Annotated in this window: 15 protein-coding genes; 3 read left to right on the top strand and 12 right to left on the bottom strand. The window is 50.5% G+C overall.

Translation table 11 applies throughout. The features are described from left to right. Positions 1–104: 104 nt before the first annotated feature. The gene (locus LC073_RS08845; protein WP_226646202.1) at positions 105–383 is read right to left on the bottom strand and encodes a hypothetical protein; all 279 of its coding nucleotides are present in this window, start codon (positions 381–383) and stop codon (positions 105–107) included. A gap of 111 nt (positions 384–494) precedes the next feature. Beyond that, a complete protein-coding gene (locus LC073_RS08840; RefSeq protein ID WP_226646200.1) occupies positions 495–941 on the bottom strand; it encodes a 5' nucleotidase, NT5C type in 447 nt (148 codons plus the stop codon). A gap of 944 nt (positions 942–1,885) precedes the next feature. Here LC073_RS08840 and csrA point away from each other — a divergent pair. Further along, positions 1,886–2,074: a carbon storage regulator CsrA gene (gene csrA / locus LC073_RS08835; RefSeq protein ID WP_226646198.1), complete on the top strand. Its 189-nt coding sequence runs from the start codon at positions 1,886–1,888 to the stop codon at positions 2,072–2,074. Positions 2,075–2,153: 79 nt separating this feature from the next. On the opposite strand, the gene LC073_RS08830 is transcribed toward csrA, so the two are convergent. The 7 genes from LC073_RS08830 to LC073_RS08800 all read right to left on the bottom strand — a co-directional run bounded on the left by LC073_RS08830 (position 2,154) and on the right by LC073_RS08800 (position 9,835). After that, the gene (locus LC073_RS08830; protein WP_226646196.1) at positions 2,154–2,585 is read right to left on the bottom strand and encodes a GIY-YIG nuclease family protein; all 432 of its coding nucleotides are present in this window, start codon (positions 2,583–2,585) and stop codon (positions 2,154–2,156) included. A gap of 163 nt (positions 2,586–2,748) precedes the next feature. Next, positions 2,749–2,988, bottom strand: coding sequence for a hypothetical protein (locus tag LC073_RS08825; RefSeq protein WP_226646194.1), 240 nt, complete (start codon positions 2,986–2,988; stop codon positions 2,749–2,751). Then, positions 2,985–3,494 (bottom strand): type VI secretion system amidase effector protein Tae4, encoded by a 510-nt coding sequence (locus LC073_RS08820; RefSeq protein WP_226646192.1) that lies wholly within the window; start codon positions 3,492–3,494, stop codon positions 2,985–2,987. The genes LC073_RS08825 and LC073_RS08820 overlap by 4 nt, the downstream gene beginning before the upstream one ends. Positions 3,495–4,061: 567 nt before the next feature. Continuing rightward, entirely contained in the window at positions 4,062–6,836 is a 2,775-nt protein-coding gene (locus LC073_RS08815) for a valine--tRNA ligase (protein ID WP_226646190.1), read from the bottom strand. Positions 6,837–6,983: 147 nt separating this feature from the next. After that, positions 6,984–7,832, bottom strand: coding sequence for a hypothetical protein (locus LC073_RS08810; protein WP_226646188.1), 849 nt, complete (start codon positions 7,830–7,832; stop codon positions 6,984–6,986). Between the two features lie 15 nt (positions 7,833–7,847). Beyond that, positions 7,848–8,279, bottom strand: a complete 432-nt coding sequence (locus LC073_RS08805; RefSeq protein ID WP_226646185.1) for a DNA polymerase III subunit chi — start codon at positions 8,277–8,279, stop codon at positions 7,848–7,850. Positions 8,280–8,368: 89 nt separating this feature from the next. Beyond that, positions 8,369–9,835 (bottom strand): leucyl aminopeptidase, encoded by a 1,467-nt coding sequence (locus LC073_RS08800; protein ID WP_226646183.1) that lies wholly within the window; start codon positions 9,833–9,835, stop codon positions 8,369–8,371. Positions 9,836–10,023: 188 nt separating this feature from the next. On the opposite strand from LC073_RS08800, the gene lptF reads away from it, so the two are divergent. Further along, on the top strand, positions 10,024–11,154 hold the full coding sequence (gene lptF / locus LC073_RS08795; protein ID WP_226646181.1) for an LPS export ABC transporter permease LptF: 1,131 nt from the start codon (positions 10,024–10,026) through the stop codon (positions 11,152–11,154). Further along, entirely contained in the window at positions 11,147–12,208 is a 1,062-nt protein-coding gene (lptG, locus tag LC073_RS08790; protein ID WP_226646179.1) for an LPS export ABC transporter permease LptG, read from the top strand. The genes lptF and lptG overlap by 8 nt, the downstream gene beginning before the upstream one ends. Positions 12,209–12,213: 5 nt before the next feature. Here lptG and LC073_RS08785 read toward each other — a convergent pair whose 3' ends face one another. The 3 genes from LC073_RS08785 to LC073_RS08775 form a co-directional block, all read right to left on the bottom strand. Next, positions 12,214–12,705, bottom strand: coding sequence for an RDD family protein (locus tag LC073_RS08785; RefSeq protein ID WP_226646177.1), 492 nt, complete (start codon positions 12,703–12,705; stop codon positions 12,214–12,216). Positions 12,706–12,781: 76 nt separating this feature from the next. Further along, on the bottom strand, positions 12,782–13,204 hold the full coding sequence (locus LC073_RS08780) for a hypothetical protein (protein WP_226646175.1): 423 nt from the start codon (positions 13,202–13,204) through the stop codon (positions 12,782–12,784). A gap of 492 nt (positions 13,205–13,696) precedes the next feature. Then, positions 13,697–14,386, bottom strand: coding sequence for a class I SAM-dependent methyltransferase (locus tag LC073_RS08775; RefSeq protein ID WP_226646173.1), 690 nt, complete (start codon positions 14,384–14,386; stop codon positions 13,697–13,699). Positions 14,387–14,407 lie beyond the last annotated feature (21 nt).

The raw sequence follows: 14,407 nt of genomic DNA, 5'->3' as shown, positions 1-14,407 counted from the left end.
AGGCAGAAAAAATGGAGATAACTATGTATAGAAAGTAGGATTTCGAGTAAAAAATAGGCACTTTTAGCTATAGGAAGCTTGATACAAGGCTAAAGGCTGATTTTTCAGAGGATCCCTAATACAGTTTTTTCAATAACGTTAGTAGATCCTGCAATGCTTAGCTTAGCAAAATCACAGTCTTCATAAGCAGTATATGAGTCTCCCACTTTAAGTCGAACGTTAATTACAATGGAGTCCGATTCCCCTTGGCCAAAATACTGAAAGCTGTTAATTAATCTCCTTTTATAAGATATATTTTTAATTTCTTCCATAAAGTATTTTCTAATCGAGTTTTCGAGACAGTTAATGCTTATGTCTCTTAAACCTATTTCAACCTCTTCCATATCTTTTCCTTTCTATACTTCGATAAACTGAGGCCCTAACGACCACAACAGGCGCAATTATTATGTATAGCCGCAGGCGATGTGAGATAATTTTCGCTCTGATTGCGTTTGTTATGTGTTATCAAGAACATTGCTTAATACGGCACTCCAATTAGGGAATATACCTTGACCGAAATGAATCAATCTGCCTTCGAAATGCTCTTGTCCCCTACCACTAGCATGATCATCAATTAGAATATCACCCTTGAGCAAACCTTTGTTGCTGCACATTATTAAATTCTTAGTTAGATCATAGTCAAATTTATCTTCAACCCATATCCGCTTTTCTGTATAGGACAGTGGATTTCTAGTAGATGGGGCAGTAAGAATATATAAATCAATATGAGCTTCAGATCTCAATCTTTCAATTGATTCAATTGCCCCATTTATTGGATCTAAATCTTTGAAGAATCCAGGTTTGCTTTGTGGAAATTCTACCTCAGGACTCTTTTCTTTTTCTGATGCTATTGTTGTAGTGTAATCACAGAGAACATCATCCATATCTACGTAAATTATCATTCGTACTCTCTTGCCACATAACAGTGTATTCAAAAGCAGCCGCATTATATCACCAGTCAATATATTCCAAGAGGGAAAAATCCTTCTCGTCAGAAAAAAACATATAAACCAGTATGTTAGCCTACACCGGTGAAATGTTACTCTAGTAGATATATTGCGGCTGCATTATATCTCGATATTTCGCTGCTTATGATCAAAGGCAGCAATCATTCATAAGCAACAATTTAACGATCTTTTTGCTGTGAATATGTGCGGCTGCTCTTAATCTTCGAAATGGAGATTAAGAAAATGCAACAGAATGTATACAAAATCAGCAAAGTGAAGCTGCTAGGGAGGATCTATTGTTTCTGGGTTCCAAAGTGAAAGGCAGTGAGGGGTACCAGTCTTAGCGGCCATTTTTATGCGCAACCGAAATTTTCAAAGCGTGAATCACCAAAATATAGGCACAAAAATAATCTTATTGGATTTTATTAAGTTTGTTTTAGTGTCAAAGCTGCGTAAAATCGGTGGATATTTATCGATATTTGAGTCGTCATTGAGTTGCCTTGTGAAGGCCGATGAGCAAGGCGGTCCAAGAGCTTCAAGAACCCCAAGATTTTTTTAAAAGAACCATTCCCTCAAAGGAGAACGGTAGTGTGACCTAAGAGTAAGTAAAAGGCGCTGACCCAAGGTGCGCTAACACCCGGGGCCAGCTAACCAAATTGATACTATGACTATCAAAATGGCTATATGGATCATACGCTAGAAACCCGCTCGTCTTCAATAAAGTGGAGTCCATTCAGTAGTTTGGGGCGTGTCCCTTGGCTCTGGAAGCGTTGCGTCTGCCTTTTCTACCTCTATGCCTACCGTTCTCGCGCCCCACCTGACACTTCCTTAACAGTTACTTTCAAATCCTTCCATTGAGGGAGGTCTACGTATGATTTGAGTATTAATAGGAAGCAAATATGTTGATCTTAAAGCGCCGGACGGGTGAAAACTTACGGATTGGAGCGAACGTCTCAATTACGGTATTGGAAGTTAAGGGTAATCAAGTAAAGATAGGCATACGTGCTCCAAAATCTCTACCCGTTCACCGTGAGGAAATCTATAGACGTGTCCAAAAGGAGAGGGTGCTGGGGGAAGGAGTTGGTTGAGATTATTTAACGTCGCTAAGATACGGCGTGCGTTGGCGCGTTAAGTCCACGGGGCTTGTTAATAAGAGTGTTAACGCCGTTATGATCGGCGCAGCTTTGCTACGCCCGGCGCCGAAGGCGCATAATTGATGACCTTTTCAGCTGGAAATCTTGCACAGAAGTACTGCTTAAATTCATTGCTTGTGAACCGCTGATTGACAATTGACCGGTGCGCCCTCCACCGATTAAGTACAGGAAAACCTGACTCTACAGTTTTTTTCACCCAGCTCACCTCAGATTCGAGAGATTCATCCTCTGTAGGCTTAACATCTACAATCTCGAATTCGGGATCACAGCCTTCAGAATATAAAAGAAATAAATAAACTTTAATATCAAATGTTTTAGTTTTGGATAAAGACTTTTTAGCTCTACGTATATGTTGCTTTTTCCTCTTTTCAAAGTCTTCAGTCTGACCTACATATACAGGTACACCATCTCTAGGATCTTTAATTCGATATGTTATATATTCCATACTTTAGTCCGTGGTCTTGCTCACGTTTTATAGGCACCTCCATGTTAGGCTGAAACCTAACTATACAATGTGTCTACTAAACGTGAGTAAGCCTTACGCATAACGCCCGCAGCAACGACAGGCAAAATTGGCGCGGGCTTGCAGAATTCGCTCAGAGCCAAGATCAACCTTTGGCATTTCTACTTAGTAGAAAACCCATAATTAGCCATATGGAGAATGACACGAAGGCAAATAGTGGCAAAGTTGTTCCCATTATAAAGCCAGCATTTTCAATGCGTTGATCTTCAGTTAAAAAACTCCTTGTTAAAGAATTATAGCTAAAGGAAAATATTAAAAAATTTATTACCAACAATAAAATTGAAATTAAACCAGACACAATCCATGGATGATTTCTAATGCTCACTTTACCTCCCAAAACCAAATTTCTTTGGATTTATTTAGATCAGAGACGAACCCAAATAGTTCAATTACTGACCTATAAAGCATGGTGCCACTCGTAATTTTACCATCTTTCCAGAGGTCGATATGATCACCGCTCCTGCTTTCAAAGCTCTCACTGCCTCGCTGCCAGTAATCTTTGAAAAAAACGATTCCGTTTTTTCCATTAAGATCACTTTGAAAAGATCCAGGTGATATTTTCTTGGCTTTTTGCAAGCCAGGTAGCGGAGACGTTTTTAGCCAATTGGCGAGTTGTTCGGCAAGTAGTGCGTGCCTAGACCCTGTGTGAGACCAGCATTTATTACCACTAAAGCCATTGAGCGAAGCCCCAGCCTTGATAAGCGCTTCACTTAGCATAATTGCGCAGTAGTCACTAAATGGAGTAGATATTGTCTCCTGCCTGTTGTAGCAGGTTTGTTTAATCACATCCTTTTGTGGATAGCTGTTCCACAACTTCTCAAACGTAAGCATTTTTTCTCCTTATGCTTTCAGTTTACTGGTCCATTGACATTTATAGTCTAATCATTCTGACCACTATTATCATGATTACCACCCTGGAATCAATCTAACGAAGAGGTGCGTAAAAACTTTAAGGGATGAATAAACTACATACAAGACTGAACTATTGTCCCAAATACAAAATGACCACTTTCCCCAATTAATAGACTTTCTCTAACTCACTATCGTACCTAGAACTTTCAATTAATCGGGATCTCTATAAAAAATAACCGTCAAGCCGATTGAAAATCATATTGATTTCTTATCAGGTACTTAGGAGAGTTGAAAAATGGAGTGGTGCTTGAAGCGTTTTAGCGCGCTTTAGGTCGTATACCACTTGGGTATAGCTGATTTTGGAGCTGACAACCCCATAGGCGACGCAGGTACATTGAGCGCATACTCGGGTTTTGAAGTTGTTGGAAAATCGAAAGGTACTAGGGGAAGAATGGGTAGTTTGATTTATATCAAAAAAAGAAAAGGGGGCAGAGCCCCCTTTTTTAAATCAGATCCGCTCTTTAATGGAGCGGATTACCAGAACCATTAAAGGTTACTGATTTCCTCAAGTTGCTGTTGCAAACGCTCTTGGGCACCTTTCATTTCTGCAAGCTTGTCCTTCTCCTTGGCAACAACGGCTTCGGGGGCTTTGTCTACAAACTTGGGATTGTTGAGTTTGCCTTCAACTCGTGCGAGTTCTTTGGAAAGTTTATCAATCTCTTTTTGTAGACGGGCGCTCTCGGCTTTAACGTCGATGAGGCCGGCCATGGGTACCAGCAATTCCATATCGCCTACCAGGGCTGTTGCGGAGGCTGGTGCAGCTTCTCCACTTTCCAGCCAGGTGATTTCTTCTAGGCTCGCCAGTTTGATTAGCAGGCTGCGGGCTTGCGCCAGCAGTTCTTGGTCACGGCTGGAACCGCCGCGCAGGATAAGTGGGATTTTCTTCGCCGGGGAAATATTCATTTCACCGCGAATATTGCGCACGCCTTCGATAACCTGCTTCAACCAGGCAACAGCCGCTTCCGCTTCCTCGTCGATCTTGCTGTTATCGGCTTCAGGGTACTGCTGCAGCATAATGGTGTCACCGTTGGAACCGGCGAGGGTTTTTACACGCTGCCAGATTTCTTCGGTGATAAACGGCATCAGTGGGTGAGCCAGACGCAAAATGGTTTCCAGTACGCGGATCAGGGTACGGCGAGTGCCCTTCTTCACTGCGTCGGAGGCGTTGTCGTCCCACAGTACCGGCTTGGACAGTTCCAGGTACCAGCTGCAGTACTCGCTCCAGATAAAGTCGTACAGGGCCTGGGAGGCGAGGTCGAAGCGGTAGGTGTCCATGGCTTCGTGCACGGTGATTTCGGTGCGCTGCAGCTGGGAAATAATCCAGCGGTCGGCGATGGTCAATTCATAGTCGCTGCTGTTGTCCTGGCCACAGTCCTGCCCTTCACAGTTTTGCAGCACGTAGCGGGAGGCGTTCCAAATCTTGTTACAGAAGTTGCGGAAGCCTTCGATACGGCCCACATCAAACTTGATGTCGCGGCCGGTGGATGCCAGTGAGTAGTAGGTGTAGCGCAGGGCATCGGTACCAAAAGCGGAGAAACCTTCGGGGAAGTCCTTACGGGTTTGCTTTTCGATTTTCTCGCGCAGGTGCGGCTGCATCAGGCCGCTGGTGCGTTTCTGTACCAGGCTCTCCAGGTCGATACCGTCGATCAAATCGATGGGATCGATCACGTTGCCCTTGGATTTGGACATCTTTTGGCCGTGGTTGTCGCGCACCAGGCCGTGCACGTACACGGTGTTAAACGGTACTTCCTTCTTGAAGTAGAGGGTTAGCATCATCATGCGCGCGACCCAGAAGAAAATAATATCGAAGCCGGTGACCAGTACGGAGCTGGGGTGGAAGGCTTTCAGTTCTTCGGTATCTTCTGGCCAGCCCAGGGTGCCGAAGGTCCACAGGCCGGAGGAGAACCAGGTGTCGAGTACGTCGTCGTCCTGGCGCAGGCTGATGTCGGCGCCCAGGTTGTGCTTCTCGCGCACTTCTTCTTCGCTGCGGCCAACGTAGACTTTGCCTTCGTTGTCATACCAGGCGGGGATGCGGTGGCCCCACCACAGCTGGCGGGAGATACACCAGTCCTGGATATCGCGCATCCAGGAGAAATACATATTTTCGTAGTTTTTCGGTACGAATTCAACGCGGCCATCTTCAACGGCGGCGATGGCTTCATCGGCCAGGGGCTGGGTTTTTACGTACCATTGATCGGTGAGCCAGGGCTCGATCACGGCACCGGAGCGGTCGCCATGGGGTACCTTGAGGGTGTGGGGCTCTACTTTTTCCAGCAGGCCGAGGGCGTCCAGGTCGTCGACAATCTGGGTGCGCGCAGCAAAGCGCTCCATGCCGCGGTATTTTTCCGGCACGGCGTCGTTCAGGTGGGCGTCGGCATCGAGGATATTGATCATCTCGAGGTTGTGGCGCTGGCCCATCTCGTAGTCGTTGAAGTCGTGGGCCGGGGTGATTTTTACACAGCCGGTGCCGAATTCACGGTCGACGTATTCGTCGGCAATAATCGGGATTTCGCGATCGGTCAGGGGCAATTTGATGGTCTTGCCGATCAGCTGCTGGTAGCGCTCGTCTTCCGGGTGTACGGCCACGGCGGTATCACCGAGCATGGTTTCCGGGCGGGTAGTGGCAACTACCAAGTGGCCGGAGCCGTCGGAGAGCGGGTAGCGGAAGTGCCACAGGTGACCCTGCTTTTCTTCGTTTAATACTTCCAGGTCGGAAATCGCAGTGTGGAATTTCGGGTCCCAGTTCACCAGGCGTTTGCCGCGATAAATTAGGCCGTCTTCATATAGTTTGATAAAGACTTCCTGCACCGCTTTGTAGAAGCCGTCGTCCATGGTGAAGCGCTCGCGGGACCAGTCGGGGCTGGCACCCAGGCGGCGCAGCTGGCGGGTAATGGTGCCGCCGGACTCTTCCTTCCACTCCCAGACTTTCTCAATAAACTTGTCGCGGCCCAGGTCGTGGCGGGATATGCCTTCGGCGCCTAGCAGGCGCTCTACCACCATCTGGGTGGCGATACCGGCATGGTCGGTGCCCACTTGCCACAGGGTGTTGTCTCCCTGCATGCGGTGGTAGCGAATCAGGGCGTCCATGATGGACTCCTGGAAACCGTGACCCATATGCAGGCTGCCGGTGACGTTCGGCGGCGGGATCATAATGGAGTAGGGCTTGGCTTCTGTATCGCCGGAAGGCTTGAAGTAGCCGTTCTCCTCCCAGGTTTTGTACCACTGCTGTTCGATGGCGTTGGGCTGGTATGTTTTGTCCATGCGGGTGGGAAACCTTGTGTTAACTGACTGCGGGCGCAGCATTTTGGCTCAGGATAGTCTGGCGATTGCTCTGTCTGCGCGGAAAAGGCGGCAATTATACCGCCGGGGGTAGGGTGGGCAAAAGGCAGCTTTGGGGCTAAATCGCACTCAGTCCCAAATCCCCAGGTCGTCGACCACTTTTTCTATCTGGGCACGTAGCTGTTTTTCCAGCTGGGGAAGCTGCTGGGCTACCAGTTCTTCAATCAGGTCGCTGCGCTGGCGATCCTTTTCCGAGGGCTCCAGTTTTTCTGTGGGGCCCTCTCGCTCTGCGATCGCCTGGGCCATCACCAGTGCCTGGGTGCGGGTGCCTGCACTGGCGGTTTCGATCGCTTTGGGCTTGGGTTGGGCCGGCTCCGCAATTGCGGGGATTCGTCCACCGGTCAACCGCGAGCGGATATGGGCGGGCAGGAACGGGTTTTCGGGGGCAGGGGCAAGACGCTCCTCTGAGGTCTCAGCAGCATCAGTGGTATTTGGCTCAGTGTGTCCACTGTCCAGCTGGGTGTCATTGCCTGGCTGATCATCGCTCTCATCCAGCAACTCTACCATTGGGGCTTTTGCCTGGGGCTCGGCGGTCTTACCTGGCAGGTCCTGAAGGGGGCGCAACAGGGCAAGATCTGATTCCGCCAGCTGCACTTTATGTTCACCGGTAAGAGTTTCATCGACCGGGGAAAATAAAATTGGCAAATCCTCTTGTTCCAGGAACTCCTCCTCTGAGTCGTCTTCCATTGTGGGGGGAGTCGGGGATTTCGGCTCGACGGATAACAATGGAATATCTGCGAGAGAAGTGGTTTTTTGTGCTTGTGGCTTGGCCGGACCTGCTATCTGATTGAGCAGGGGAATTGCATCGAGATCGTCACTGTTAAGGAGGTCGTGCAGTGAGTTCAGTTCGTCGAGAAGCTCGCTGGACTGTTTGCGTGGTTGTCCGCGCTGCTTGTGCTTGTTTTTTCGACCGGACATGGTGGTAGCCAGTGATTACATGCTCTGGTTGATCTTGTGGGATTGTAACGGATATCCGCGATCGCGGAAGTGACCAAATCGCGATCGTGAGCGCTGCAGGGCCGTTGTTTCCTGAACAACGATTTCGGCGAGGCGCTCGAAGCGGCTGAACCAGTTGGGAACTTTGCTGCACAGGTTGATCAGTAAGCCGTGGTGCGCCTGTGGATCTTCGCCGCAGTTGATTTCGATCACGGCGAGCTCGCCATCAGCTTGGTTGGCGTGGGGCAGGAAACTGTCCTCGCGGAAGGTCCACAGCAATTGATCGAGATGTTCGGCACGCTCTTGGTTGTCGATCGCAATCAGAACCCGCAGGCCGTTGCGATAGGCCTTTTCCGCCAGGCGACAGGCGAAAATATCCGCTTGCTGGGGCTGGTCGGAGGAGAGAATGTAAAAGTCGATTCGGGTCATGCTGGCTTATATTTGTACTGAGACGACAACGGCCCGCGAGGGGCCGTTTCGACAGCCGCTGGGGGGCGGCTATTGTGCGCTTTTGGCAGCTATTTTCCCAGCAGGTATTCCACCAGGAGCGGTACTGGTCGGCCGGTGGCACCTTTGCACGCACCGGATTTCCATGCGCTGCCAGCGATATCCATGTGTGCCCAGGTGTACTCCTCGGTAAAACGGGACAGGAAGCAGGCCGCGGTAACAGAACCGGCATCGCGTCCGCCAATGTTTTGCATATCGGCAAAGTTGGAATCCAGAGCGGGCTGGTACTCATCCCACAGTGGCATTTGCCAAGCGCGGTCGCCACTTTTTTCGCCAGCTTTGAGCAGGTCTTGGGCGAGTTCTTCGTTATTGGCGTAGAGGCCGCTGGCGTGATGGCCGAGGGCGATAACGCAGGCACCGGTGAGGGTGGCGATATCGATTACTGCGCGGGGCTTGTACTTGCCGGCATAGGTAAGCGCATCGCATAGTACCAGGCGACCCTCGGCATCGGTGTTTAGAATCTCGATGGTCTTGCCAGACATAGACTTGACGATATCTCCGGGCTTGCTGGCTCGGCCGCTGGGCATATTTTCCGCGGCGGCAACCAGGCCCACCACATTGATGGATGGTTGCAGTTCCAGTAGGGCGTTCATCACACCGAAAACACTGGCGGCGCCACCCATATCGTATTTCATTTCATCCATGGCCTGGCCGGGCTTGATACTGATACCACCGCTGTCGAAAGTGATGCCTTTGCCCACCAGCACAATAGGTTTCTCACTGGTTTTACCGCCCTTGTAGTTCATGGCGATCAGAGCCGGGGGCTGGTCGCTGCCCTTGGCCACGCTGAGTAGGGCGCCCATGCCAAGCGCCTGCATTTTTTTCTCGTCGAGTACAGTCGTGGTGAGCTTTGCATGTTTTTTGGCCAGCGCGCGGGCCTCTGCCGCCAGGTAGCTGGGGGTACAGACATTGCTGGGCAGGTCGCCAAGTTCCCGCGCTACATTGCTGCCCAGCGCCTGGCCGGCACCGATGTCCATCCCCTTCTGGATGGCTTTCAGTTGTTTGCGGTCGGTGGCATGCAGGGTGAACTTAGCCAGGGGGTAGGGTTTGGCGTCTGTAAGGAACTGAGTGAAGCGATAGCAGGCCAATCCAGTGGCCAAGGCAATTTGCTGGGCCTGCCAGGTTTTGTCCGCGCCTTTCACTTCCAGCTCACACAGGTAGCTGGTGGCTTCCTTGAACTTTTTCGCAACTGCGGCACTGGCGCTGGCCAGTTTGCGAAATTCCGCCTGGCTGATATCTCCCTTACCGGTGCGTACCACCAGCACTCGCTCACTGGGGCCGTCCAGCAGATCAATTAACTGAGTGCTGCCAGGCTTTGCGCCCAGGTCGCCGCGCTTGAGAATTTTGCCAATGACTCCCCCTGCGAGTTGATCTAGGTTTTTACCACTGGGGCTTAAGCCATTTTTGGCATCTACCGAAATAATGGAACAGGCTGCGCGCTGCTTGGAGATATCCGAGACCTTTGCGGAGAACTGCATTTTTCGCTTTCCTTAAAATCTGACAATAGATTGCATGGCTCTGAACCGAGACATAGCAAGAATTTTTAGTGATAATGCGTCGCACAAGTGTAACCTGCCCGTCTATGGATTGCTGTACCCGGTAGGAAACTTGTTCGACTGGAGTCCAATTTCATCACACCGCTATCACCAAGGAATTCGTTCGCCCTGTGATTATTTTTCGCTATCTCTGCCGCGAGCTGCTGTTTGCCACGCTGGCAGTCAGCGCAGTTTTGCTATTAATGGTGATGAGTGGCCGATTCGTGAAATACCTTGCGGAAGCCGCCGCAGGGAATCTTTCGGCTGATATCCTTTTCTCCCTGATGGCATTTCGCCTGCCGGGATTCCTTGAATTAATACTGCCACTGGGCTTGTTTGTCGGGATTCTTTTGGCCTATGGGCGTCTTTATGTAGAGAGCGAAATGACAGTGCTGCACGCCTGTGGTTTCAGCGAGTGGCGCCTGTTGTTTTACACCTTGGCACCGGCTATGGCAGTGGCCCTGCTTGTGGCCTCAATGAGTTTGTACCTGACTCCCGCCGGCCGAGAGTATTCCAACCTGATGCTCAATGCGGAAAAGTCCCGAAGTGAGTTTGATCACCTGGAACCGAGGAAATTTATTTCCACCAGTGGTGGCCAGGCGGTGTATTACGCTGAGGCCCTGAGCGAGGATAAGTCCATCATGCTGGGGGTGTTCCTCGCCGAGCTGAGGGCTACAGAAGCAGAAACAGAAGCGAATCACCAGGTGGTTATTCGTGCCAAAGAAGGTGTTCAGCAAATCGATTCCGAGACAGGGCTGCGCTACCTGGTACTGCGCGATGGTTATCGTTATGAGGGAGTGCCGGGACAACAGGAATACCGGCAGATGGCGTTTTCCAGCTATGAAGTATTGATGGAAGCGCCACAGTTACGAAGTCGTTGGCGCGACCAGATGGAGTCGGCCCCCACTCTGCAGTTGTTGGGCAGTGATAACCCCAAGGAGACAGCCTACCTCTACTGGCGCCTGAGTTTGCCGGTACTGGTGCTGGTGGTTGCCGTGCTGGCGGTACCGCTCTCTCGCACCAATCCCCGCCAGGGGCGCTTTATCAAGATGTTTCCCGCGATACTCCTGTATCTCATTTACCTGGTGATTCTGCAGGGGGTTCGTGGGGCTATTGAGGATGGCAAGTTTGCCAACCCTGCGGTGATCTGGTTGGTACACCCTCCTTTCCTGCTGATTGGACTGCTACTCCTGGTGGCGAGGAACTGGCGACCTAAGCCCAAACCATTGCCGGAAGGTGTTAAGGAGTCGGCCGATGTATAAGTTGGATATGTATATTGGCCGTACCATTGCCCTAGCGGTTTTTGTGGTGCTCCTTATCATTGTCGGCTTGGATATCATCTCTGCCATCGTCGACCAATTGGGAGACCTGAAGCGCGATTACGGCTTTAGTCAGGCAATACAATATGTCATGTGGAGACTGCCGGGGCGCATTTATGAGCAGTTGGGCTTTTCCGCGCTTGTGGGCTGTATGGTGGGGCTGGGGACACTAGCCGGTACCAGCGAGCTGACGGTTATGCGCGCCGCTGGCGTATCTATAGGTCGTATCGCTTGGGCAGTGATGAAACCGATCATTTTACTGATTTTTATCGGCTTGGCCCTGGCGGAATTCGTCATTCCCAAAACCAACGTGATCGCAGAGAACAACAAGGCGCGAGCCCTGGGGGAATTAGAGGCGAGCGGACTTGAAAGCGGTTTGTGGTTGAAAGACAGCGGCGAATTTGTGCATTTTAATGCCGCCCTGCCAGATGGTGAACTCTATGGTGTAACCCGTTACCAGTTTGCGGATAACCGGGAGCTGAAGTGGGTGGAGTTCTCTGAACGAGGGCAGTTTCAGGGGGAGCAGTGGCAGCTGGAGAACAGCCGCAGCACCCAGTTCCTGCCGGAGGATACACAGAGTAAAAACCTGCCAACCAGTGTATGGAAAGCTGAGATCTCGCCCGAGTTATTTGCCCTCATCGTGCCGCTGCCTTCGGATCTTTCCCCGCGTAACCTCTGGGACTACGGGACTTACTTAGATCGCAAAGGCGAAGATTCCGGCCGCTACTGGTTGGAGTTCTGGAAGAAAATATTACAACCGCTGACCATTGCCAGCTTGGTTATGGTGGCAATTTCTTTCATTTTTGGGCCCCTGCGCGAGGTAACCACCGGGTTAAGAGTTTTCACCGGGATTATGGTGGGAATTATCTTCCAAACCTTGCAGGGAATTCTCGGTCCCTCCTCATTGGTATTTGGCTTCCCACCGCTGTTGGCCGTGCTCGTGCCCGTTCTTCTGTGTTTTGGCGCGGGCTGGCTATTGCTAAAGCGGGCCCGCTAGGGGGATTACTTTTTTGGCTTGGGCAGCAGGCGTACCTGGGACTCTGAAATCAGGTCATGCCAGCTGGCCTTGTCGGAACGGGCCCAGGCAGAAAAGTAGCCGAGGCCCAGGCAGGCAATAGATAGTGGTGCCACAATGGCGCGCAGGATACATTGGCGCCAGGAGAGCTGCATTCCATCCGGGTTGGCTAGTATCAGACGCCACGCACGCATACCCACAGTTTGACCGGCTACGCGCCAGGACCAGAAAAAGTATCCGGCGATAACCACTAGAGCACCCAGTTGATAAATCGTGCCACCGACACAGGGGCTGTAGTCCAAAGCCTCTGGCTGACAGTTCAACCCACCGAATATTGAAGCCACTGGAAGCGCAATAAACCCGTACACCATCATCAATCCCATCAGGATCAGTAAGTCGTACATCAGGGCTGCAAGGCGTCGGCCGACACTGGCGATTGGAAGTTCGGGAAATGAGGATGGGGTATTTGAGCTGCTCACGGCTATCTCCGCCAAATTTGATTGGCGGAGATTCTAACAAACCTGGAGGAAGGCAAGGACTAGTTGTCTGCCAGGGTTAAAATTCGTACTCGAATGAGACCTTGAATTTGTCGTCGGAAAGGTTGATACCATACTCAACCGAGTTGCCTATTTTGCCCCGATTGGTGGTGTATCGCAGGATACTTTTCTGCACGCTTCGTTTATTGCGCTGCTTGTAGGTATCCAGTCCGATCTTAAAAATTTTGAATAGTGCTTTACCTCCAGTGGTTGGTCGGAATTCACTGGGATTGGTATGCATTTGCAGCCATTGGTAGTTGAGGCGCCGCTGGGTGCTATTCATGGAGTTGTTGCGCAGGTAGTCCGCAGCCTGGAGTAGTGCGGCATTGTCCATGGCGAATGCGCTGTCGGAGAAATACAAATTTTCCGATTGAATGTTCAGGGCCTGTTGAGAATCGGGGATAAAAAGTTCGTCGGCAGAGCAGATACAGCAAGTGGGCAATAGAAATATTCCAACTGCCTTGGGTAAGGATTTGCCCGGTCTGATTCTGAAACTGCAGAGTGCCATTTTTTCTACCCCAGAGTGTTGCATCTCATTTCGGAAGGCCGCAAACGGTCGTTGAATTTATTATGGGATACTCACCTCAAAGCGTTTTCCCATTGAAATTAGGCGGCTTCTGCTACTTCACTTACTGGACAGTCGCAAATTGACGGAAACTTCCCCGAAAGCCGCATGAATTGGACTCTTTTCCATTTTTGTCCAAGCAGTCCTGGGTGTGAGCAGGGGAGCGCCAATGTTTTTTTATTATTATTTTGATATTGATACGCCACAGTTGATGAAAAATTGATCTTGTCTGAAGGGCTGTATTTTACCGAGCTTTAAAAGTGCCTTGTTGGCGTGAGAGCCTTGTTGTCGTTGAAAGCGTCTATGCTGTTAATCTGGCGCTGAAAAGTGGGTGCCCCTATCCCTGTCTTAGGGCTGACGAAACCAGGGCTAAAGACGAAACTGCCCAGCTAGGATTAGCGAGGCCGGCTTGCCGCTGGTGGGATTAATCGGTTCACGCAGGGTTGTGAGCTCTAAACCATGTTCAATGAACAGGTGAACCCAGCTGGATACCGTGCGGAAATACCAGGGGGCTGTCTCCTGAAAATTGCCCTCGATGCCCTCCCAGGAGCCAGGGCGCCAGCCATCCTGGTAATTTTCGGCTTCACAAGAAATTAGAGGATGTAGAGTTTGCACCAGCAGATACCCTTGCGGATTTAGTAGGGAGCAAGCATTTTTGAAAACGACGTTGGTTGATCTCTCTCCAATCAGAGAAAAGTTGCACGCCATTAAATCGAATTTATTCTCAAATGCCTGCGGGTCCAGCTCTTCATAGCTGAGAGTGTGGAAGTGCTGCCGCTCTTGCCCTCGGCGCCTGGCCTCACATATTAAGTCGGCTACGCCGTCGATACCCCAGACCTCTATTCCCTCTGCTGACAGGCGGCGGGATAACCATCCCTCTCCACAGCCAATATCCAGTACGCTAGTGGGGCTATGCGCCAGGATAGTTTCGACAATTGCCTGGTCGGTGATCAGTTTGCGGCTGGGTATTGCCTCTCGATCTATCACCTTGACCCACTCTTCGGCATTGTTATGCCAGCTGTGCAGGACTTTATTGTCACTGAATTCGCAATCCTTCACCTTTACGTTCCCTCATCCCTG

This window comes from Microbulbifer variabilis, assembly GCF_020524905.1.
GTDB classification, from domain to species: Bacteria; Pseudomonadota; Gammaproteobacteria; order Pseudomonadales; family Cellvibrionaceae; genus Microbulbifer; species Microbulbifer variabilis_A.
The sequence above is the reverse complement of the archived record's forward strand: the minus strand, read 5'-3'. Positions and strand labels throughout refer to the sequence as shown.

What these genes read in the sequence shown, in the direction of transcription:
- LC073_RS08810 (WP_226646188.1), bottom strand. Translation starts at nt 7,832, where the DNA reads ATGTCCGGTCGAAAAAACAAGCACAAGCAGCGCGGACAACCACGCAAA.
- lptG (WP_226646179.1), top strand. Translation starts at nt 11,147, where the DNA reads ATGTATAAGTTGGATATGTATATTGGCCGTACCATTGCCCTAGCGGTT.
- LC073_RS08815 (WP_226646190.1), bottom strand. Translation starts at nt 6,836, where the DNA reads ATGGACAAAACATACCAGCCCAACGCCATCGAACAGCAGTGGTACAAA.
- LC073_RS08800 (WP_226646183.1), bottom strand. Translation starts at nt 9,835, where the DNA reads ATGCAGTTCTCCGCAAAGGTCTCGGATATCTCCAAGCAGCGCGCAGCC.
- LC073_RS08830 (WP_226646196.1), bottom strand. Translation starts at nt 2,585, where the DNA reads ATGGAATATATAACATATCGAATTAAAGATCCTAGAGATGGTGTACCT.
- LC073_RS08840 (WP_226646200.1), bottom strand. Translation starts at nt 941, where the DNA reads ATGATAATTTACGTAGATATGGATGATGTTCTCTGTGATTACACTACA.
- LC073_RS08845 (WP_226646202.1), bottom strand. Translation starts at nt 383, where the DNA reads ATGGAAGAGGTTGAAATAGGTTTAAGAGACATAAGCATTAACTGTCTC.
- csrA (WP_226646198.1), top strand. Translation starts at nt 1,886, where the DNA reads ATGTTGATCTTAAAGCGCCGGACGGGTGAAAACTTACGGATTGGAGCG.
- LC073_RS08820 (WP_226646192.1), bottom strand. Translation starts at nt 3,494, where the DNA reads ATGCTTACGTTTGAGAAGTTGTGGAACAGCTATCCACAAAAGGATGTG.
- LC073_RS08805 (WP_226646185.1), bottom strand. Translation starts at nt 8,279, where the DNA reads ATGACCCGAATCGACTTTTACATTCTCTCCTCCGACCAGCCCCAGCAA.